Source organism: Lacticaseibacillus zeae DSM 20178 = KCTC 3804 (genome assembly GCF_000260435.1).
GTDB lineage: Bacteria > Bacillota > Bacilli > Lactobacillales > Lactobacillaceae > Lacticaseibacillus > Lacticaseibacillus zeae.
The window spans coordinates 21,170-41,977 of the sequence record NZ_BACQ01000058.1; the positions used below are offsets into that span (position 1 = coordinate 21,170).

The following is a 20,808-nucleotide window of genomic DNA, read 5'->3' on the forward strand; positions in this document are numbered from 1 at the left end:
GAGAATAGGTGATATTACGCAATTTATGCTCGCCTAGTCGCTTTGATTTTTAGTAAACGCTTAAACGCCATATTGATTTTTCAATATTTACAACGTACGCTAAGAAAAAACGTTCTTTACTTATAAAGGAGTAAGTTAAATCATGTCAAACATAACAGCAGCATTGTACGCACCAGATCATTTAAGCGTTAACTTGCAGCACTTTGCCTATAACGTTCAGCAACATCCCCGCTTCAGTTGGTGGAATCATAGTAGTTTCTCTGACGCCGCCCAAACGGCCTATCAGCTAGTTGTCTTCAAGCGGCTTCAGGATCGCGATCACCAAACCTACCTATACGACAGCGGCTGGGTCCATTCAGCACAAAACTCAGCCATCACTGCCGCAGACTTAGCAGACAGCTTGCATCCTGGTGATCTCTATTACTGGCAGGTCCGGATTAAAGACAATCTTGGCCACACCAGTGATTTCTCACAGCCGGCGAAATTCATTTGTGCTGACCCCGCACTGCCCGTTCAGCAAGGCATCTGGCGGCAATCGCAACCAAAATCTGGTGAAGAACTAGCCCATATCGGTAACGTCGTCTTTCTTCGCAGTCCGCAGTTGACCATTGACACGAACGATGTCGACACGGCAGTTGTGGTTGCCTTCGCGCGCGGCAATGAACCGATTTTTGCCCAAAGCTTTGACCTGTACGTTAATGGTCACTGCCTCGGCGTCGGTTCCGCGCGCCAGCAGGAACATGATCACGGCACGGACCGCACGGCAGTTTACTATAATGTCTACGACGCCACTGATTACCTGGAAAATGGCATCAATACGATAGCAGCGCTGGCAACCGGCAGTTCAGACCGACGCGCTTTTTGGTGCCAGTTGATTGTGTACAAACATGACGGTACCAAAGAAGTCGTCACCACAGCTGATCCTAGCTGGCGGGCGCTGGACGGCAGCAGTGCTTTTGGCGACTTCGGGGTCAAAATCCGCTCCCAATATTTTGGCATGGTCAGTGAAAATATCGATATGCGCTACTACCCCCAAAACTGGGCAAGCAAGACCTTCGATGACCATGATTGGCCAGCTGCTTGGCGCAACCCGCAACCGCTGATCGCTGATGACGAAGTGCTGGTTCCCTATCGCAGTGAAAATACCGAGCGCATTGAGGTCCATGATGCCAATAAACGTATCGTCACTTTTTCACCGCAAAATCGGTTAATTGACTTAGGTAAAGAAATTATCGGCGGCCTGACCGTTGATCTTGCCAGTGACATGGATCAACGCGTGACTGTACTGATGGGCGAACAACTCGAAGACAACGGCCACGTTCGTCACGACATGGCTTGCGGCCCTGACTACGTTGAAAATTGGACGCTGGTCAAGGGTGAAAATCATTTCACCACTTTGCAAATGAAAAATTTCCGCTATGTTGAACTACTTGGTTTCGAAGGTGACCTACACCTCGATGCCATTAATGGTTGGGCCATGCAGCAGCGTTTCCCGGACAACGAAGGCAACTTCCAAAGCGATAGCGACCTGCTAAACCGTGAATACGAGCTATCTAAGTACACGATTAAGGCCACTAATCAGGATGTTTTTGTTGACTCGCAGGCCCGTGAACGGCGGCCGTATGAAGGTGACTTGTTGGTTAACGCGAATACAAGTTACACGGTATCTGCAAATTATTCACTGGCCCGCCACTCCTTGGATTATTTAATCGACAACCCGACCTGGCCGGAAGATTACAAGCTGTTCGCAATTGAAATGGCTTGGCTTGATTTTCTTTACACCGGCGATGATACGCTACTCAAGACGCGTTACACAGCCTTGCAATACAAGCTCAACCGCGGCAAATCCGCCGAAAGTTTTGACGGCGCATCGCAGAGTTTCAAAGGTTCACTGAAAAATAGCAAAGGTGTCGACAACTTCGATGAAAAAGTCGGATTAGTCACTAACGACGGTCTGGTTGACTGGCCGATTTCGGAACGCGATGGCTTTGTGGAAGGCACCTATAATACCCCGTTCAACGCCATTTTCTACGGTGCTTACTCGACCATGGCCAAAATCGCCAAGGTTCTGCATCATGACGACGACGCGGCGCACTATCAAGATCGGGCAGCAACGATTAAAAAGAATCTGATCGACAAGTTGTACGATGACCAGACAGGCCGATTCTTTGATTCACTGAATGCCGACCAAACCATCAACCGCCATACCTCACACCATGCTTCAGCCTATGCGCTTTGCTATGGTGTTTATACCGACCAGGCCATGGCCGATCGCTTAAGCCAGTTTGTTGCCAACAATGGCCAATTCGTCGGCAGCATTTACTTTATCTACTTCATGCTCAAAGGCCTGTTCGAATCCGGTCACGCGGCAGACGCGATTACGTTGCTGACAGACCCTAACGATCAAAAGGATCACAAATCATTCGCCGCGATTCTCGACAGTCTGAAAGCCACCATCGCCCCGGAAGCTTGGAGCAATCACTACAAGCCAAACTTAACGCTGTCCCATCCGTGGGGTGCCACCCCGGGATTAACCATTGTTCAGGGCATTGCGGGCATCATGCCAATCGAACCCGGATTTTCTACATTCAGAATCAAAGTTCGTGCGGGCAACCTGACCCACCTGAACCTCACCACCCCGTCCGTGAAGGGCCTCATCACCGTTCATTATCAGCAAGACGCAGGCAACCAAACTCTAGAAGTTGCCGTACCGATGAATGCAAAAGCACAAGTCGAACTCCCCGCCCAAGCACACCAAGTGGCCGTGCAGGATCAATTCGGCAAAGATTGGACAACCGCCGTCCAGCACGATGATCAGACCTTGACCATCCCGGCTGGCAGCTACCGGATTACTTATCAACAAGGTACTGTGGGTAAGTGATGCGCATGCGTTTGAAAAAGGGAACGTAATCAAAAAAAGACACCGGAGTCTCAATTGAGTTTGAGTTCTGGTGTCTTTTGGTCTTGGTACAAAAAGGATGAAATGCAGCTCATGGGATGACCGCTGAAGGAGGACATGGATTTTTGCACAAAATCCTCAAAAATTCCGTGCAAAATACCAAAGTATGACAAGTTGAATAAAGGAGAAAGAAAGATCATATGCCAACGCCCACTTACTATTCTCCGTTGTAAGGAAATACGCAGCAAAGTTAGCAGTGATCAACAGGACATTGATAATCCAGATTAAGCCCTTTGTCCTTTTATCAAGTTTACCTTTGGATGTCTTAAGAATCCAAATGATGACAATCGTAGTAAAAACAATTTGAGTTGCATCACCAATATTCATTCGCCCACCCCTAACCTCTAAGTGATGCCGTTCACCGCGCGTCTTCCGAAAGTGACTTCAGACTTTTAAAATAAACCTTTAGAAGTTTCGCGCAAACGACCACATGATGACTAACTGGATAAAGGCAAATGTGTAGTTATAGGCAATTGCCCAGTGACTTCGCTCAGTCGCAATGATATAACCTGCGACATTCCCGACAATCACTAAGAGAACAACAATCCAAATTAGTTCCTTAGTTCTACGATCAATTTTGCCCTTCGACGTGGCAATAATCCAGATAATCACGACTGGGGCGAACATAATTTGAACGATATCCCAGAAAGTCATTTACGTCAGCTCCCTGCCTATTAATCGTGTCAGACACCGATCTTCAAAGAAAAGGATCTTGTATAAACGTAATCTATACCCATCCATTAATATCAGTCAACAAATTATACCTGTTCTTCTGTTGCTGAATTATCAACATCTAAATACCATTTATTTAAAAGAGCATCTATAAATTCTTCGTTATTTATACGCCGAGATTCTCACTAGGTTAATGCTCTTGCTTTAAACTTTTTGAATTCTAAAAAAAGCCAAGTCAAATAGCTTCCATTTTTCCGAAAACGCTATCATAAAGTTACCGGAGCGCAGACTCCGTGTAAATTTATTGGACCTCGAATCCGTAGTATCGGCAACGATACTTGATGTCTGCCATAACGATGGCAAAAGGCATTTCTGTGGCTTGATAAACAAGCCACAGTGGCAACCTTATCCTTTTGGATGGGGTTGCTTTTTTTCGTGAGCGTGAGCCAGCCCGTTTAGAAACCGGAGTGTAAGCGGCCTTGGGCGTAATGGCCCGGGTTTAGGCCATTGCGACCAAGGTCCTTACACGCAGGTTTCTGGGCTGGCGAACGCGTTATGGTGAGCGTGAACAGGAGCGCTTAGAAATCGGAGTGTAAGTGGCCTCAGACCTAAATGGCTGGGCTTTGGCCATTTAGGTCTGAGGTCCTTACACGTAGATTTCTGCGACTGTGAGCGCGTTATAGAAAGCGGAAGTCTGGTCTCACATTTGCCTAAAATAGAACCATCTTCCACTGAAACTATTTGGCGATTGCGACCAAGGTCCTTACACGCAGGCTTCTGCGCCGGGGAGCGCGTTATGGTGAGCGTGAACCGACGCAATTAGAAGTCGGCGTGAAGATAGCTTTAGGCGAGAGGGCTTCCACCTTGCAAGCACATCATATTAGGCATTCCCCACTTCCCAATATTCACACCATCAAGCCACGCTTCGCCGGCGGTTCGCAAACTGCGTCAACGCCAAGCCAACAATGAACAACCCTGCAAAGACGACGCAAACGATCAAGGAAAAGTGCGTTGGGCTGATCATCCCGGTAAGACCATTCATGTAGAAAAACCAGAATAGCGCCATCAACAACGCTAGCAAATGCCCTGAGTTCAGTAAGCTTCCCATCCCTTGCGCCAATGCAACTGTCGCTACGGCTACGAGTACCAGCTGAAGCGCGACACCAGGCGTCCGGACGATGAAAGGTAACATGATGACTAGTGCCAATCCGCCGCTGACCAACAATTCGGCCCATTTTTGGCGCTGATTCGCTGCCGGAACCGTATGCAGCCACGACTGCCAGCCGCGTGGTGATGAGCCTAACGCACTCAGCCATGGCAAGGCCAAAAGCCATACGATCGGCAAGCCCGCTTCTTGTTGTGCTGCGGTGGGAACAAACCAGACAAGCAACCAACTGCCTAGCAAAAGCGCACGATAACGCCATGAACCGATATGCCACTGACGTTTTGCTTCCACCTGCAGGAGTTGTGCCCACTGAAAATGCCTAGGCTGAATGGGAACATAGTCCGCTGGTACTGGAGCGCTAGATGCTGGCGCTTGGACTTGATGCCTTACTTTTAGACTGCCGGTTTGCCGTGCCTTGTGCATCAGCAATGCTGCTACCAGCGCAATGCCTACCGCAATCAACATCTCACCGAGCATAAATGCCAAGGTTGTCCGGTCAAACGCCACGGGGCCAAAATGTAGCGACAGCTTGCCTTGCTGTCCTGCATAACTGCTGAACATTTGAATCCCATCGATCGGGCGACCGATGACATGTTCACTAGCGCGACTGACCGTATCCTGCAGTGACGTCAATCCGCTGAGACTCAACAAGCGATGCCAAAATGCGTGCGGCTCCGATAGCTGCGTGGCATACACATACAGGAGACCGAACATAAAGACTGTGACCAACCCACTGCTGCGTTTAGCTGTGATACTTTCGACCAGCAACGCCAGCGCCGCAATCAAGGCCATACTTGGCAACAAAGCCAAAAACGGCGACAAGAAGGTGGCCAAACTAATACCTTGTCTCGGAAACCGGATCACTACCATCAAACCGGTAGCCAACAGTGTTACGAACCACATTGACAGCAACACCAAAAAGTTACCGACAAATAAAGCCAGTCCATACGATAGCCGCGCAAACCGCGTTGTTGCAATCCATGGCCATACGCCACTAGTGCGATCGGTTTGCAGCGCATTTTCAACCGCGCCTATGCCAAAAAATGGCAACGTGAAGCCGAAAATCAGCGCAGCACAGATTGGCAACCAAGTCGGATTATCCGCCTGCCGAAAAATCTTAGGATCTAACGATAGGACTTTAATACCGGTGTTAAACCGCGGGGTACACAGAATCGCTAACACGACCACTGTCCCGATCATCAGCCAGAATGAGTGCTGCCGGACTCTTTCTTTGAACGATGTTTTGATCATAGTTAACATGCTGATCACCGGCTTTCCAAAGCACTTAACGTTGCGTCTTCCAACGTGGGCGTCACCGCTACTGCCTGAGGTGTTGGTGATTGCTTGGCAACGGTTCGAATATGAATGCCATCAGTGGCTTGCCGCATTTCGCTCATCGCCTGATCGGTCTGCGGTTCCGTCCCTTGCGGCAGCACATACTCCCACACGTGACCCGTCGCGGCTTGAATCAGTGCCGGCGCAGTGCCTTGGAAGACCAACTGCCCGCCTTTTAGCAACAACAATTGACTGGCAACGGCTTCGACATCCGAAACAATGTGCGTCGACAACAACACAATCCGTGTTTGCGCGAGTTCACTTAACAAATTGCGCATCATAATCCGTTCAATCGGATCAAGTCCGGCAGACGGTTCGTCGACAATGATGATTTTGGGATCGCCTAATAATGCGGCCGCCAAGCCCACACGTTGCCGCATGCCGCCGGAAAATCCGCCTAAACGTGCATGGGCGGCACCCTGCAAATGCATTTGCTGCAACAGTGCCTTAATTTGGCGATCAGCCTTGGTCGTTGGCAACCCTTTAAGCGCGGCCAAATATTGCAAATACTCCGTCGCGGTCAACTGGGGAATAATCGGTACGGTTTGCGGCATATAACCCAATACCCGCCGCATTTTGCCAGGATGCCGTAAAATGCTTTGGCCATTCAGCAAAACGTCGCCAGCCGTGGGGCGCATTAACGTTGCCAAAATTTTCATAAACGTCGACTTACCAGCGCCATTTGGTCCAATCAAGCCAACTAAGCCGCCACTTTCAATTGTCACCGAAACATGATTCAAGGCCATTTTATTGTGAAATTGCATGGTCAAATTTTTCGTTGTTAGTTTCATAAAAATCAACCTCCGAACGCGTTATTTCACCTGATTGTCGCCATTATGCGTCACTAGGCGAAGCTGCGTATCAGCTCGCCGGTTATAAGTAACGTTATTTTCAGTTGTGGCATGTGTAAATACCTTGTTATCGCCAGAACCGGTGCGTAAGTCATAGCCACTCTGCTTATCCGCGTCGGTGACGACATTATCGCCATACGTATTATTAACCTGATTCTTCCCTTTCAGTTCAGTGTGCGTCATGTGAAAATCGCCACTGCTCAAAGTAAATTGCCCCTGATTGATCGTGCTGTCGGTGACAAACAGATCGCCATATTTTGTCGTGACTTTTGGTTCATGCAATGTCGCGTTCGTCACGCGGACATTGCCGGAGTCTGACTGCAATTGCAACTGTGCCTGCTGAACATGGCTGACCGTCATATCCCCGCTGGTTGCACTGAGCTTAAGCCGAGTGGTTTTGGCAACGGCATACGTCAAGTTACCGGAGCTAGTGTGCACTGCCGCCGCTGTGATGGCTCGATCGCGCGGAACTGTAATCGTAATTTGCGGTGCGCGCGTCTGGCCGAGCATCATGCCAAAAATCGGCTTTCCTTTTTGCGTTAACTTGAGCTGACCGGAACGAACCGTCTGCTTAACGTGTCCGGATCCAACCGATGTAACTTGAACGCGATATTGCGCGCCGGTTTTCACGACCACGTCCATATCATTGGCAGTCACCGAGAGTCGTGAGAACGGTTTGACCTGTTGCGTTTTGGTCGTCGGATTGGCAATAATGGGTTGCCCGTGTACCACTGCAATCGGCTGCAACCCATCATGGGCGGCACCGATGCCAAGCATAGCCAAGCCAAGCACAATTAGCAGCGCCCCAATTGCGAGTAATCTTTTCATCATAATTGGGTCACCTCCAAATGTTGCTTGCGGATGTGTCGATAGATCCACCGGAAGAAGCGGGCCACCACGTTAAACATGCCTTGTGTCGTCCATTTCAATAACGGTATCAGGAAAAGTCCCACGCCAATGGCTGCGATCCCTAAACCCACGTAGCTCAACGCCACCATGGGATGAGCCAGCAGGAACAGTCCGGCGAAGATCGAGAAGGCGCCAACGCCCAAGCCCAGACCAGTGGCACCGGCAAGCACCAGCAGAATCGCCAAGCTGACTGCCGCAATCACAATCAGCAGTGCCAAAACGATCACAAACAACGCAATGGCAACCGGAACCGTCATCGGTGCTGACAAAATCGCCAATACAATGGTCTTAATTTGCCGAGCATTGGCTTTAGGCGACGCCGCGGAGCCAGAAGCCGTGCTGCTTTTAATGGCATAATCTGCCAAAATCTGGCGACCAAGCTGCTGCGGTGTGCCGAGCGCCTTGGTAATTGCATCGCCGTCCGTCAAGCCGCCATCTTCGGCATAATCCTGAAAAAAGGCAACGGCTTCTGCCCGTTCATCGCTGGTTAGCGGTGACAGTATTTGCATTAATGCCTGAAAATAAGCTTCACTACTCATAACCGTTTCTCCTCCTTCGCTTGGTTACCTGCGTCGGGCAGAAAATGCTCAATCTGCTGCTTGAAAGTCTGCCAATTGGTTTCGGTTTCCTGTAACAACTTGGTTCCGACAGGCGTAATCCGATAATAGCGACGATTGCGCCCTTCGTATGGCTGATCGTAAGTCGTTAGCGCACCTTGAGCTTTTAACCGGCGCAACACCGGGTACAACGTGGAAGGGGAAATGCTAATCACCGCTTGAATTTGTTGGGTCAGTGCGTATCCGTATGCATCGGATTTTTTCAACACGGCCAGCACAATGCCATCTAATAGTTCCGCACTGAGCGGCATACTCATGAACCCAACCTCCTTCCTTATTACATCATCGCCTATATTATACGGCATATAATATCATATGCAAGAAAGCTAGGTGAAAAAGGCCAAACTCTTTGACAGTTATAAGCACGAAAAAAGGCCAACTCCTTCATACCAAAGGGATTGGCCGCTTAACGATATTTTGCGATTTATCGTAAACTTTCACATATAAGGTCTATTCATCGACTAACGTTGTTTTCATATCCACTTCCTTGGTGACAACACCAGCTTGATACAGCGCCTTGGCAATGGCGTTTTCTTCGGCGACAATTGTGCTGTTGCCGTCAATAAGCGTCATGGAATAGGTTCGCCGTTCGACCATTTTTTGGATCACCTCATCCGAAAGCTTGAGGGTCTTGCTCAACATGGCAATCAGTTGGGTATGATGCGCATTCGCCCACGTCATGTCGTCATTCAACGCTGTGGTCAACAACTTACTTAATGATGTGTGATTCTTGGCATAGCTTTGCGTTGAAATCAGGAAGTCCCGGTTTTTGGACAGGCCGGTGCCGTTGGTCAGCAGCTTGGCATTGTTGTTCACTTGCGCGGTTGCCGTGTACGGATCCCATGTGACCCAAGCATCCACACTGCCTTTTGCAAAAGCAACCGACGCCGAACTCTGATCCATATTCACCAACTTGACATCGCTGGTTGATAGTCCGGCTTTCTTGAGCGCCTGCATGATCAGGTACTGGGCAGCAGTGCCTTTTTGATAAGCAATCGTCCTGCCTTTGAGTTGCTTGAGACTGGTGATGCCGCTATTTTTGCCAACCAGAATGCCGCTGCCGTATTCTTTCGTGGCACCTGTCGCAATCAAAGCAATATCGGTACCGGACGCTTTAGCCGTGACCGGTGGCGTGTCGCCAACTCGCGCATAGTCAATGGCGCCGCTTTTAAGAGCGGTCATCAGTGCCGCGCCATCCGAGAATTCCTTGAAGACGACTTGATAGCCTTTTGCCTTCAATTTCTTGGCTAGTTCGCCGCGCTGGCGGGAGATGTCCACCGGGTCGGCTTTTTGGTAGCCAATCGTGACGGTTTCCTGATTGGTCGAAGCCGTGGTGGTTTGGGTATAGCCATACACGGCAACGCTGAACCACGTAATGAGCCCGACTAACAGTAAAATGAATCGAAATTTACGCTTCATAAAGTTTCCCGCCTCGCATGAGTTGGTCGCGTAGTTTCGGTCGCAAAACCTTGCCAGTGGTATTCACTGGAAAAGCTTTAACAAACACGACTTCGGTCGGACATTCGTAAGCAGCAAGGTGGTGGCGGGCAAAATCGAGTAAGTCAGCCTTGGCATTTTGCGGATCAGCAGTTGGATCCTGTCGAATGACCACAGCCGTGACGGCCTCTCCGTACAGATTGTCCGGTAACCCAATGACCGCCACTTGTGCGATCCAATCCAATTCATTAAGCACATTTTCGACTTTGGCCGGTGCCACCTTTTCACCGCCACGATTGATCATCTCTTTGCGGCGGCCTTTGACAAACAGGTAGCCGTCTTGATCCAGATAGCCGATATCACCGGTCAAGAACCAGCCATCGGCAAATGAATCAGGATGGGGCTCGAGATAATCGTGAATCACGTGGTCGCCGCGAAGGACAATCTCGCCTTCGACAAAAGGTTTTTTGGTCAACATGCCGTCTGCCAATCTGATACGTAGGTCCGTGCCAACCGGTTTGCCCGCTGACCCGATTTTGGGTGCCTGAATCGGATTTAGGGTGCTTTGGCTGGCTGTTTCCGTCATGCCGTATCCTTCCAAAACCTGCGTGTGAAACCGCGATTGAAACGCCACGAGTTTGTCTTCCGGCAAGGCGAAAGAAGAACTGCGGACAAACCGCAAATGGATATTGTCGTGATACGCTTTTAAGGCATTTTGGTTCATGAGCAGAATCGAAATGATCGTCGGAACCACCGACACCCAGGTCACGTGATTGTCTTCGATAGTTGGCCAAAAGGCACTTGCCGAAAACATGGGCGCAATGACCAATTTACCGCCGGATAGTCGGGTGGCCAAAACCGAAATCACCTGTGCATTAATATGAAACATCGGCATCACAACCATTGCCGTGTCATCTGGCGTTAGCGCGTGGCTCATAATGTCATAGTGGGCTGCGTTAACCAGCATTCGGTGCGTCAGGCCGACACGTTTCGGTTTACCGGTGGTACCTGAGGTGTTCAGAATTAAGGCCAGATCATCTTCGCGCGGCGCCATTTGTGGGGCGTTGATGCGATAAGCCAGCTGGCCGGCATCGGTTAGGATGGCCAATTCCGGCATGGTATGCAAGCGAACCCGCGCCCATGGGATCAAGGGGGCTTCCATGGCTTCTCCCAGAGCTGGCAGGGTGATGACCGCTTGATAGTGATAAGTGGTCCACTCGTCGAGTAATTCTGGCACCGGCGTTTTAGCCGCGATCGGATGGGCGACCGCACCAATTTCCCAAAGTGCCTGATTAAGCGGCAGGAAAACCGGTGAATTCGGCAAGACGATCAAAACCTGATCCCCGGCACCGATTTTCTGTTCGGCAAATTGCTCGCGTAAGGCGGCAACATCTTCTTCTAAGTCGCGCCCCGTGTACCACGTATTGGCAGCAACGGACTTAACTAAGGGATAATCACGATGATTGATGAGATTCTGAGATAACTGATCGGTGAGCTTGCTCATGATTCAGGACTCCTTTCGCAGATAACGACAACGATTGCGGACGGCCTATTAGCCACCCAAACGGTGAAACTTTGTAACAGAACCAGGCAATCCCAAAAGAGACGCCGAGAATACCGAGATAACCAACCGGTAGCAGTAACATCAGGGTCAGATTGCTAAGATGTAGCAATCCCAGCACCCCGCTTAATAACGACAGTGCGATCGTTTGGCAAAGATAGACCCCAAAAGAAACTTGGGCGCCATTGCCAACTAAGCGGGCGAACCAATGCTTGGGCTGCTTGGCATGCCAGGTAGCATACTTTTGGCCAAGTAGTGCCACAAAGGCAATCATCACCACGTCGTAGACCAGCATGTAGGGCTGATGCGGTGAAACGGCGGCGCTATGGGTCATGCCCAAAATCTGTTTATTAAAGACATAAAGCCCAATTGTGCCAAAACTGAGTATCAATGTGCTGATGCCGATGAGCGTTTGATGATCCAGCAACCAATTCTTGACTGACTTAGCATGTAAGCTGAAAAGACCACCGGCAATGAAGAAGAATTGATACGTGAAGACATTGACGCCATAAGCACGGAACCACCATAGCCAACCACTGGTATCAATGTGGGGCAGTCCGTATTTAATCCCGGCCACAATCATCAGTTGTAAGCCAAAACTGGCCAGTGCCAAGACGCCGTGACGCCCTTCTGTCTTTTTGAATAACCAGAGCATCGCCGGAAACAACAGATACAGTTGCATCGTAACCAAGACATAGTATAGATAGAACTGATCGCCGTGCAGGATAGCGCTGAGATAGTCCGGCCAGAAATTAGCAATGGTGAAACCGCCAATACCAAGCAAGATGGATCCGATCATCAACAACGTATTCCACAAAACATAGGGAATGCCGACAGTTGTGAACCTTTTTTTGAAGAACAACGGCCAATTACGTTTCCGCGAAAAGTACACCATGGTCAGAACCAGTCCGGTCATGAACATGAAGCCCATCCGCGTGAAGTGGATCATCAAGTGCGTGGCAAGTAAGGCGGTGCTTGCGAATCCGGATGACAGCTGATGCTCAAACGCGGTTGTCGTATGATTCAACAAGACCCCGGCAATGAAAATCAGTCGCATCAAGTCAATTTCATATAGGTAACGATGCTTCTTAGAGGGCTTGGCAGCAGTAGCGGTTAATACTGGCTCTTTCATGAGGTCACCGGCTCTTCTGACAGGATTGCTTGCAACACCCGAGCGGCGGTTTGCGCCACTGCTTCAGGCGACTGCCCGCGGGCACCGGTCGTTTCGGCGACCAACTGGCCATCCCTGACGACGATAATCCGATCTGCCATGCGGGCTGCTTCGTTGACATCATGCGTGATGAGCAACGTACTCAGCTTTTGCTCGGTAAAAATTTTCAAAATGAGATCCTGCATCCGCTGCCGGGTCAACGCATCTAACGCGCCCAGCGGTTCATCGAGGAGCAACAATTGCGGCTTAGCCAATAACGCCCGGGCCAACGCCAGCCGCTGCTTTTGCCCGCCGGAAAGTTGAGCCGGATAACCGGTGCTTTTATCGGTTAAGCCAACTGCATGCAAGAGGCTCTTCGCCTCGCTGATGACTTCCGGATCGCGATTCTTAAACGAGACATTATCCAGATTGGTCAGCCACGGTAACAGGCGGTCATTTTGAAACATCACCCGCATCACTAAGCCTTTTTCACGACTCAAGTGACCGGCTGTCGGCGCTTCGAGTCCGGCGATCAAGCGTAAAATCGTGCTTTTTCCGCCGCCGCTCATCCCGACCAAGGCCAGGAACTCACCTGGGTACAAGTTAAGTTGAATGTCATTCAGGACGGTTTTGTCACCGTATACTTTTTCCACATGTTGCAATTGCACGATTGGATTGGTCATGCGTCAACGCCTCCTTGACGCCAGCTGAGGAAAAGCCGTTCCAGATTCTTAGCAATTACATCGGAAAGTTTTCCTAGCAAGGCGTAAATCAAAATACAAAGTAGCACCGTATCCATGCGCATAAATTCTTGGGCGTTGGTGGCCATGTAACCTAAACCTGAAGTGGCCGAAATCGTCTCGGCGACAATCAGGGTCGTCCACATGACACCCAGTGCGTAGCGAACACCCATCAGAATGTTGGCCAAGGCGCCCGGAAAAATCACGCGGGTGAATAATGCTCTTCTGGAAAGTCCATAAGCCCGGCCCATTTCCAGTAACTCCGGGTCAGCGCCGGTAATCCCTTGATACGTATTGATGTACATCGGGAACATCACCCCGATCGCCACCAACGCGATCTTAGCGGGTTCGCCAATTCCCATCAGAATAATCATCAAGGGAATCAACGACAGATGCGGGATATTGCGCAACATCTGAATGGGACTATCCAGCAGCGCGCGGATCGGTTTGACCAAACCGTTGATGAGGCCAAGCACAAAGCCGACACTTCCGCCGATGGCAAAACCGGCCGTGGCCCGATATAGGCTAATCGCAATATTCTTCGGCAATTCACCGTTTTGCCACAACGTGATGCCATCTTGGATAACGGTCGTCGGAGCCGGGATCAATGAACTGGTGATCCAGTTAAAACTGACTGCCGCCTGCCAGCCAATCAGTATCGCCAGCGGCACGATCCATGGCAATACCTTCAACCAATTCACGGATCGTCTCGCCCGCCTTTTTGGCTGTTGCGTCAGTGTCGTTACTTCTTGCATCAGCGCCATCTCCTTTAAGTTGATGATGCTTATACTACGGGCAGCGACTTAAAGCTGACTTAAGTCGATTTGAAGAGTTTATGACCAAACCGTCATGAAAAAATGTCTTTTCGGGCGTGAAACGGCGTTGGGCCAGTGAATGAGCTGATTGGGAAAAACGAAAATAACGTGTTTATCCCTTAAAAACCGTTTTGTTAAATCACGAAGAGCCAAAAGTTTTTGTGTTAGTTCGTTTTTGTAGACGCTTTCATAAAACCTGAAGTACACTAAGGAAAACGTCCTGTCGTTGGGGTAATCAGGGCAATCGCTATACTTCGAACTTGTGTTTATGGCAGTGTCAAACTGCACTTAAGGGGGAGCACGTTCATGAAACGGATTGTCAGTGTTTTTCTTTCATTCATGGTTTTACTGGCGTCTTTATTCGTCATTAATATTTTCCAGACTAACGATCAGATCCGGGTCGAAAACATTGAGTCAACGCCGACTTCATTTAAGGTCTATCTGGCTAACACCACTAAAAGCCCGCAAGCAACGCTAAGCTTTTTCGAGCAATTGGCCAAAAACCACCACGCCTCAATTGTGCGAACTGATTTTCCGAACCAAACTGTTTTAAAATCCGCCGTTGTTGATCAGTCAAGTTTTCCTTACACCAACTTCTTCCAGAATCCTCAGCCCGTTAAGCTTTTCGAAAATCCCAACGCCACTTATACTCAGGCTGCTTCTTCTAAAGGTCAGCCGCATATTCCGGTTTTCGGAAAAAGCATCAACATTCGCCTCCAAAACATGGCAGCTTATTTTAAGAACGGTGACAAATCGGCCAACGGTATTTACACTATCATTCCCGCCACTGGCGCTTCCAAAGATGCCATCACCAAGGAATTTGCGGCATTTTTCGACGTTCCCGAGTCAGAGTTGCTGACACCAAAAACACAATCTGAAAAAGAATATGTCAATCGGGACTTGTTAATGTACGCGATTGCTTTTGGTGTTTTGGCACTGCTGTCTTTACTAGGCGTGCTCGCCTTAGCCATGGACCGGATCAAACCGATTGGCGTTTGGAAGATTGTCGGGCTGTCAACCCGCGACATTTTACTTCAACTCTATCGTCTGCCCATCATCACGACACTTGCATCAAGTGTGCTAGTGCTGGCGGCTTGCTATTTCTACTTTGACTATTTTCCCAAAGGTTTCTGGACACTCTTGGGTGCCTCACAGTTAGCTGTTCTGATGATTTTTGTGATTGTTATTCTCATTGTCCTCGTGTTAATCCGCAGTATTAAGGTCGTCCGATTCCTTAAAAATGCGATTAGCTTCAAACTCGGCACTGGCCTCCTTGCCATTTTGAAAGCCGTAATGATCATCTTGACCACGGTTCTCTTAATCGGCAGTCTGGCCAACATCAAAGACATTGTCACCGCGACGAAGCGCTACAATCAGGTGGCTGAAGTTGGAAAAAAGCTCACGATTAACTCACTAGGATTTGAAGGCGAAGCACTGAAAAACTTCGAATTGAACAACGGTAAAAATGAGGCTAGGCTCGGCGCCATTTTCTCGCAATTGGATACGCAACTTGGCGCCGAATTCATCTCCGGAGGCACCGTATATCCGCGGCGAAATTTGACCCGGTATCCCGCAGCAAGTACCTTCAAACCGCAAGACGCCTATCAGGTTGTTCGGGTTAATCAAAATGTCCTGCGCTCGCTTAACCTTTCTACTAAAAAGCATTTGTCTAATCAGTTCTTGATTCCAATCTCCCGCAAAAATGATCGGCATATCAAGCTTTTGAGCCAGCTACTCGCCTACGATCGACTGTCCGAAGCTGAACAAAAGAAAACGACGCCTGGCCAGTTAAAAGTCGCGCTTCAGTACTACACGCCGACCACTGAAAAGGCTAAATACTTCTCCAATGATGGCAAATGGCACGCCACTTCGAACCCCATTTTCGAAGTGATTAACCCGCAAAAAATTGATTACAAAAGCCAAAATCAATTGCTAACTGCAGACGTTTCAAACCCGCTGAGAATCACGAACACCAAACAAAACCGGCAAAAACTCAAGACCATGACAAACGCGCAAAAGCTTGGCGGCATCGAACTGCGCTTTGCCACGATCGGCTCGATCTTAAACAACGAAACCGATTCTTCGCGACTAGGCTTACAGATTTCTGCTGGCCTGCTGATCATCACCTTCCTGATCTCGCTTATCGTCTCTGCCTTTGCCAGCTTTTTGTACTTCGAAACGCACAAGTTCAAATTATCAGTTCTGCGCGTGCTAGGCATCAAGTTGGTTGACCGCTACCAACAGATTATCGGCTTCCTTCTATTAATGTACGTGACCCAAATCATCGTCGCCTTTATGCTTCAGAAATCAGCGCTCGCCATCGTGGTTGGCCTCATCTTGGCTGCTTGTGATCTACTTGTATCTTTTGCCATGCTTTATCACGAAGAAAATAAAAATATCGTCCAGGTTCTGAAGGGGGAATAAGCCATGATCGACTTGACCAATGTCACCAAGACGTTCGCTTCCAAAACAATTTTTGATAACCTCAATCTCCACATTGATACAGGTGAAATGGTTGCTATTATGGGGCCAAGTGGTTCAGGCAAGTCAACCTTACTGAACATCATCGGGTTGATTGACGATTTTTCCTCGGGCACCTACGAATTCGATGGCATCAAGAATATTAAGCCCAACAGCCGCCAAGCCAATCGCACTATTCGCGAGAAAATAAGCTATATCTTCCAAAATTTTGCCCTGATCGATGACGAAACAGTCGGGCAAAACCTGGCAATCGCCCAGAAATACCTCAAGCTAAATAAAGCGCAACGGCAAAAACAAATTGACGATGCGCTTCAAACAGTCGGATTGAACGGCTATGCTGACCGAAAAATATTTGAATTATCCGGTGGCGAACAACAACGCGTTGCTGTCGCCCGCTGCCTCATCAAGCCAAGCAAACTCATCCTTGCCGACGAACCAACCGGATCACTGGACGGCGACAATCGCAGCCTCATCTTAAACGAACTCAAGAACATTAATCGGTTAGGAAAAACCGTGATTATCGTGACTCACGATCCGCTGGTGGCCAAGGAATGCTCCCGCACGATTGCGATTGGGTCTTCATCAGAAAATTAGTTGTCGATGTTTGAGTTCTGCTGAAGAAATCTGTTGCTACCGAAGAGGTGGGATGTTATCGTGACGTGGGCTAATTTGGTTACGCTGAGTCTTCCACTTTTTTCACTTGATCAACAAGGATGGTGACAATCATAAGAGTCCTCTATAAAGGTAAACCAGCCTCTGTTTGGGAAATTAGTCAAACCAGTGAGCGTCCTGATTGGGTAAAGGACGCTTTAGCCAAAAATCAAATCTACTGGTTAGACAACCGCGTGCGCATTCTAATGGCAGCGTTGAGACCGCCAATCACTGAAAAGCCAAACATGGTCGCTGGTGACACCGATGCTGGATTTGGCGTCTACGCATATGGGTATACAGGCGATTTTCTGGATGCTACCAATCAGCGTGTGGTGTCGCGCAGAAGGTTCTTAAGGGAATATGAGGTGCTGGAGTAGAAAAGAAAAGCTGAATAATCACAAAAAGTCCCGGTTTCCCGGGACTTTTATAACTCCTCAACTTTCATTCTTTGAAAGTTACGGTATACCAACCCACTTGACAGTTAGATTTGCGCTAGAACTTGCTTCACCTGCATTAGGCTGACCAACATAAGTCCAGCCAAGCGAACGAATAAACTTAATGACATTGACCATGGTGTCCGGAAGTGAATTATAATCATTTGAGGTACCGTCTGTCGTTGTATACATCAGGTTAGTCGGTGACGTGTAGAACGACCAAGAGGCACCGTCTGCTCCAGAATGACCAAGGCCTAAAACATGTCCTAATTCATGCTCGATAATGTTGACAGTTCCCTGATCATCTTTTTCCTTGTTAACTAACAGACTTGAACTACCGCCAGTGTTAAGTGCAACGGTCGCTTCATTGCCGAAAGAATATGCCTTTGTCACATTATTCTGGTAAATCTTGAAGTAAGTCGACGCCCATACACCATCGTTTTGTAAGTTCTTCTCTTCAAAATTAAGATTCACATCTGTTGGCGAATCCGATTCCACAAAAAGATTAGGAATTTTGGCATTCCATTTATCAGCAGCTGCCTTAATTTCACTTGCGAGCGGATCGTCGGGGGAAACCCAGTATTTAATAGCTCCATTTGGTCCATCGCCAATCATGCCTTCATAAGCTGTTTTATAGCCGTCAGATCCCGTGCTTAATGCACGCTTGTCAACCCAATACCAAGTCTTATTATCGTTAGAGATATGAACTGCTGTAGTTTGAGTGCCATCTGGCGCTTGAACTTTCTCTTCTTCAGAGGCCAGGTAATAAGTACCCACTACATCTGATGATTGTCCGGCGACATTTGAACTGCCAAATGTGTCTGCGTAAAGAGGATACGAATCGGTTGTCGGCTTGATTGTATAAAACCTGCTGCCATCGGCCCGAAAATCTCGCGTACTGGTAATGTCAGAAGTGTCCGCTACATACTTCGTAACTGAAAGGACTTTATATTGATTTGCAGGCGTCACTTTCTCAAGCGCGATGTCATTAACCCAATATGACTTTCCATTCGACAAAGTGATTAACGAATCGTACCCGCCTCCGTATGGGAGGTTTTCCTTGACTCTCTCACTAACCTGAACCATAGTCCCAACATAATTCTTGCCATCAAGATCATTGAGCATCGCAATCGTCGGAACAGACATATCACCATTGTCGTACTGGCTTCCTGATTGCCCCTTCAAAAACCAGTTTGCCGTAATCTTTGCTTGATAGTTCACCTTGGTAGCAGTTGGGTCTTCAAAAGCTGGACCGTTACCGACAGTTGCTAACTTCTTTATAACGAGTTCATTAACCCAGTATGACTTTCCATTGGGCAATGTAATTAAGTCATCATACCCGCTGTATGTATCATGCTCTTTGACCCTTGCATTGACTTGAACGACCGTATTAACGTAATTTTTACCATCCAAATTGCCCAAGTTACCAATTGTTGCAACTGATTGATCACCATTGTCATATTGGCTTCCTGACTGAGCTTTTACGTCCCATGCCCAAGTGACCTCTGCTGGATAATCAACTTTTACCGCTTTAGGATCTTCAATTGCCGGACCATTTCCAAATACTTTATCCGCATCCGCGTAGACAACGTTTGGTGAAGAATTCTCGATTCCATTTTGGTCAAAGAAAATTTGTGACGTCAAAAAGAAGGCTAGAATTAGTCCGATTCCTTTTAGAGCTCTGACAAATTGATGCCTTTTTTCATGATCATCCACAGATCCGGGGCCTTTACTATGCATTAAAGGCTCTTCAAAATGGCTATGTCTATTAGATACGATTATCTTGCTCTTAATATTCATATCATCCACCCCATTATACCAACCAAACATTTCTCAACCTAGATACCATCTTGCTCAGAAAGTTCAATTCAAAAGCGCAATTCTTGTGCACTGATATTCCTCATCAATTTCTTCTCTGCACCCAAAATAGTCCTTAACATCCATAGTGGGATCGCTTTGCATTGGCTCGAAACTATAGAAGAAAATTGACAAGTATATGTGCCTTATAGAACTTTTCATCGTCTCGATTATGAGTTGATTAACACTTTATGTCAATACGTAATATCGTGAACTCCCACAATTATTCTCATACAGTTCGTATTTAAAAACGTTCACAATGAAGTTAGCTAGGTTTTACGGGTATATTCCTCCTAATCCATTTAGTGGCTTATCCATTTTCCGTACTACATTCATCAATACAATTTTCACGCCACATTATTGATAAAATCAATTTAGCATTCTACCTTTACCGCCTAAATACTTCGTTGTTAAATCGATGACCTGTTTGGCCGTTTGATCAACAAAATCTTGGCTAGTCTGTTGATTGCCTTGCACAATGTAGTACAGATGACTTGTTTCTGCCGTCACCTTTGTCTTTTCCACCTGGCGCGTCTCCAGGTGGCAGATGATTTCGTTGCTGTCGTCAATGTAAGCATATTCGCCTGCCTTGACGGGCTCGGGTTGACCATTTGCACCGATGGGGATGAATTTCTCGGTGCCGGTCGTGAGTCGCAAATTGACATTACCATCAATGCGGTCAATATCATGGGCACCAAGCGCTAAATGACTTTGAATCGAAATTAAATTATATAAGTCAACGACCGGGTTAATCGGTGCCAACTCACCACGTTTCAGGATGAGCTTCAGCAACGTTGCCGGTGCCGGCATGTTATTGCGTTTTGGCAAATGCACCGCGCGATGCAAATCCCAAAAGCCTTGAATGACCGGATCCGTTTTAATTTGTTCGCGATCCAGTGTTTCTAGGACCGATTTAATTTCATTAGCAATCATTTCTTTTAGCGCCTGCGGATACGCGTGGTTATCCACGCCAGTTAATTCAACGCCGCGGATTTTGACACCAAGTGCTAGTACTCTTGGATCTACGATAAAGTTCATATGAATGGCCTCTTTCTTTTTGCGTTGTGGGAATATTTGCGCAGATTGGGAGGACGGTTAAATGCTACTTTTGTGTTCTATAACGCGCTCACCGGCGCAGAAGTCTGCGTGTAAGGAACTTGGTCGCAATGGCCTA

General features: G+C 48.1%; 18 protein-coding genes. 4 read left to right on the forward strand and 14 right to left on the reverse strand.

The window, feature by feature from the left end; all coding sequences use genetic code 11:
- Positions 1-142 precede the first annotated feature (142 nt).
- Positions 143-2,881, forward strand: coding sequence for a family 78 glycoside hydrolase catalytic domain (locus GSO_RS11820; RefSeq protein ID WP_010492457.1), 2,739 nt, complete (start codon positions 143-145; stop codon positions 2,879-2,881).
- 156 nt (positions 2,882-3,037) lie between these two features.
- Here the strand turns inward: GSO_RS11820 and GSO_RS18605 are convergent, their stop codons facing one another.
- The 12 genes from GSO_RS18605 to GSO_RS11885 form a co-directional block, all read right to left on the reverse strand.
- Entirely contained in the window at positions 3,038-3,286 is a 249-nt protein-coding gene (locus tag GSO_RS18605) for a hypothetical protein (RefSeq protein ID WP_010492458.1), read from the reverse strand.
- A 78-nt stretch (positions 3,287-3,364) separates the two neighbouring features.
- The gene (locus GSO_RS11830; protein WP_010492460.1) at positions 3,365-3,613 is read right to left on the reverse strand and encodes a hypothetical protein; all 249 of its coding nucleotides are present in this window, start codon (positions 3,611-3,613) and stop codon (positions 3,365-3,367) included.
- 931 nt (positions 3,614-4,544) lie between these two features.
- Positions 4,545-6,056 carry a hypothetical protein gene (locus GSO_RS11840; RefSeq protein WP_010492462.1) on the reverse strand — a complete coding sequence of 504 codons (1,512 nt, stop codon included), beginning with the start codon at positions 6,054-6,056 and terminating at the stop codon, positions 4,545-4,547.
- Positions 6,057-6,061: 5 nt separating this feature from the next.
- Positions 6,062-6,922, reverse strand: coding sequence for an ATP-binding cassette domain-containing protein (locus GSO_RS11845; RefSeq protein ID WP_010492464.1), 861 nt, complete (start codon positions 6,920-6,922; stop codon positions 6,062-6,064).
- A 21-nt stretch (positions 6,923-6,943) separates the two neighbouring features.
- Positions 6,944-7,813, reverse strand: coding sequence for a DUF4097 family beta strand repeat-containing protein (locus GSO_RS11850; protein ID WP_010492466.1), 870 nt, complete (start codon positions 7,811-7,813; stop codon positions 6,944-6,946).
- Complete coding sequence (locus tag GSO_RS11855; protein WP_010492468.1) at positions 7,810-8,430, reverse strand: DUF1700 domain-containing protein; 621 nt, start codon at positions 8,428-8,430, stop codon at positions 7,810-7,812. The genes GSO_RS11850 and GSO_RS11855 overlap by 4 nt, the downstream gene beginning before the upstream one ends.
- Positions 8,427-8,765 carry a PadR family transcriptional regulator gene (locus GSO_RS11860; RefSeq protein ID WP_010492470.1) on the reverse strand — a complete coding sequence of 113 codons (339 nt, stop codon included), beginning with the start codon at positions 8,763-8,765 and terminating at the stop codon, positions 8,427-8,429. The genes GSO_RS11855 and GSO_RS11860 overlap by 4 nt, the downstream gene beginning before the upstream one ends.
- Before the next feature lie 193 nt (positions 8,766-8,958).
- Entirely contained in the window at positions 8,959-9,927 is a 969-nt protein-coding gene (locus GSO_RS11865; RefSeq protein ID WP_010492472.1) for an aliphatic sulfonate ABC transporter substrate-binding protein, read from the reverse strand.
- On the reverse strand, positions 9,917-11,449 hold the full coding sequence (locus GSO_RS11870; protein WP_010492474.1) for an AMP-binding protein: 1,533 nt from the start codon (positions 11,447-11,449) through the stop codon (positions 9,917-9,919). The genes GSO_RS11865 and GSO_RS11870 overlap by 11 nt, the downstream gene beginning before the upstream one ends.
- Complete coding sequence (locus GSO_RS11875) at positions 11,400-12,638, reverse strand: acyltransferase (protein WP_010492476.1); 1,239 nt, start codon at positions 12,636-12,638, stop codon at positions 11,400-11,402. Before GSO_RS11875 ends, GSO_RS11870 begins: the two co-directional genes overlap by 50 nt.
- Positions 12,635-13,339: an ABC transporter ATP-binding protein gene (locus tag GSO_RS11880; RefSeq protein WP_010492477.1), complete on the reverse strand. Its 705-nt coding sequence runs from the start codon at positions 13,337-13,339 to the stop codon at positions 12,635-12,637. The genes GSO_RS11875 and GSO_RS11880 overlap by 4 nt, the downstream gene beginning before the upstream one ends.
- Entirely contained in the window at positions 13,336-14,151 is an 816-nt protein-coding gene (locus GSO_RS11885; RefSeq protein WP_010492480.1) for an ABC transporter permease subunit, read from the reverse strand. The genes GSO_RS11880 and GSO_RS11885 overlap by 4 nt, the downstream gene beginning before the upstream one ends.
- 366 nt (positions 14,152-14,517) lie before the next feature.
- On the opposite strand from GSO_RS11885, the gene GSO_RS17095 reads away from it, so the two are divergent.
- The 3 genes from GSO_RS17095 to GSO_RS11900 all read left to right on the forward strand — a co-directional run bounded on the left by GSO_RS17095 (position 14,518) and on the right by GSO_RS11900 (position 17,720).
- The gene (locus GSO_RS17095) at positions 14,518-16,635 is read left to right on the forward strand and encodes a DUF1430 domain-containing protein (RefSeq protein ID WP_010492481.1); all 2,118 of its coding nucleotides are present in this window, start codon (positions 14,518-14,520) and stop codon (positions 16,633-16,635) included.
- Positions 16,636-16,638: 3 nt separating this feature from the next.
- Positions 16,639-17,286, forward strand: a complete 648-nt coding sequence (locus GSO_RS11895) for an ABC transporter ATP-binding protein (protein WP_010492483.1) — start codon at positions 16,639-16,641, stop codon at positions 17,284-17,286.
- A 131-nt stretch (positions 17,287-17,417) separates the two neighbouring features.
- Positions 17,418-17,720, forward strand: a complete 303-nt coding sequence (locus tag GSO_RS11900; RefSeq protein WP_029345600.1) for a hypothetical protein — start codon at positions 17,418-17,420, stop codon at positions 17,718-17,720.
- Between the two features lie 78 nt (positions 17,721-17,798).
- Here the strand turns inward: GSO_RS11900 and GSO_RS11905 are convergent, their stop codons facing one another.
- Both GSO_RS11905 and GSO_RS11910 read right to left on the reverse strand, forming a co-directional pair.
- Complete coding sequence (locus GSO_RS11905; RefSeq protein WP_162097791.1) at positions 17,799-19,577, reverse strand: matrixin family metalloprotease; 1,779 nt, start codon at positions 19,575-19,577, stop codon at positions 17,799-17,801.
- 426 nt (positions 19,578-20,003) lie between these two features.
- Positions 20,004-20,672, reverse strand: coding sequence for a B3/B4 domain-containing protein (locus GSO_RS11910; protein ID WP_010492489.1), 669 nt, complete (start codon positions 20,670-20,672; stop codon positions 20,004-20,006).
- Positions 20,673-20,808 lie beyond the last annotated feature (136 nt).

Coding starts and splice junctions, on each gene's coding strand:
- GSO_RS11830 (WP_010492460.1), bottom strand. CDS start 3,613: ATGACTTTCTGGGATATCGTTCAAATTATGTTCGCCCCAGTCGTGATT.
- GSO_RS11880 (WP_010492477.1), bottom strand. CDS start 13,339: ATGACCAATCCAATCGTGCAATTGCAACATGTGGAAAAAGTATACGGT.
- GSO_RS11840 (WP_010492462.1), bottom strand. CDS start 6,056: ATGTTAACTATGATCAAAACATCGTTCAAAGAAAGAGTCCGGCAGCAC.
- GSO_RS11885 (WP_010492480.1), bottom strand. CDS start 14,151: ATGCAAGAAGTAACGACACTGACGCAACAGCCAAAAAGGCGGGCGAGA.
- GSO_RS11870 (WP_010492474.1), bottom strand. CDS start 11,449: ATGAGCAAGCTCACCGATCAGTTATCTCAGAATCTCATCAATCATCGT.
- GSO_RS11875 (WP_010492476.1), bottom strand. CDS start 12,638: ATGAAAGAGCCAGTATTAACCGCTACTGCTGCCAAGCCCTCTAAGAAG.
- GSO_RS11855 (WP_010492468.1), bottom strand. CDS start 8,430: ATGAGTAGTGAAGCTTATTTTCAGGCATTAATGCAAATACTGTCACCG.
- GSO_RS11860 (WP_010492470.1), bottom strand. CDS start 8,765: ATGAGTATGCCGCTCAGTGCGGAACTATTAGATGGCATTGTGCTGGCC.
- GSO_RS11905 (WP_162097791.1), bottom strand. CDS start 19,577: ATGAATATTAAGAGCAAGATAATCGTATCTAATAGACATAGCCATTTT.
- GSO_RS11845 (WP_010492464.1), bottom strand. CDS start 6,922: ATGAAACTAACAACGAAAAATTTGACCATGCAATTTCACAATAAAATG.
- GSO_RS17095 (WP_010492481.1), top strand. CDS start 14,518: ATGAAACGGATTGTCAGTGTTTTTCTTTCATTCATGGTTTTACTGGCG.
- GSO_RS11820 (WP_010492457.1), top strand. CDS start 143: ATGTCAAACATAACAGCAGCATTGTACGCACCAGATCATTTAAGCGTT.
- GSO_RS11865 (WP_010492472.1), bottom strand. CDS start 9,927: ATGAAGCGTAAATTTCGATTCATTTTACTGTTAGTCGGGCTCATTACG.
- GSO_RS18605 (WP_010492458.1), bottom strand. CDS start 3,286: ATGAATATTGGTGATGCAACTCAAATTGTTTTTACTACGATTGTCATC.
- GSO_RS11850 (WP_010492466.1), bottom strand. CDS start 7,813: ATGATGAAAAGATTACTCGCAATTGGGGCGCTGCTAATTGTGCTTGGC.
- GSO_RS11910 (WP_010492489.1), bottom strand. CDS start 20,672: ATGAACTTTATCGTAGATCCAAGAGTACTAGCACTTGGTGTCAAAATC.
- GSO_RS11895 (WP_010492483.1), top strand. CDS start 16,639: ATGATCGACTTGACCAATGTCACCAAGACGTTCGCTTCCAAAACAATT.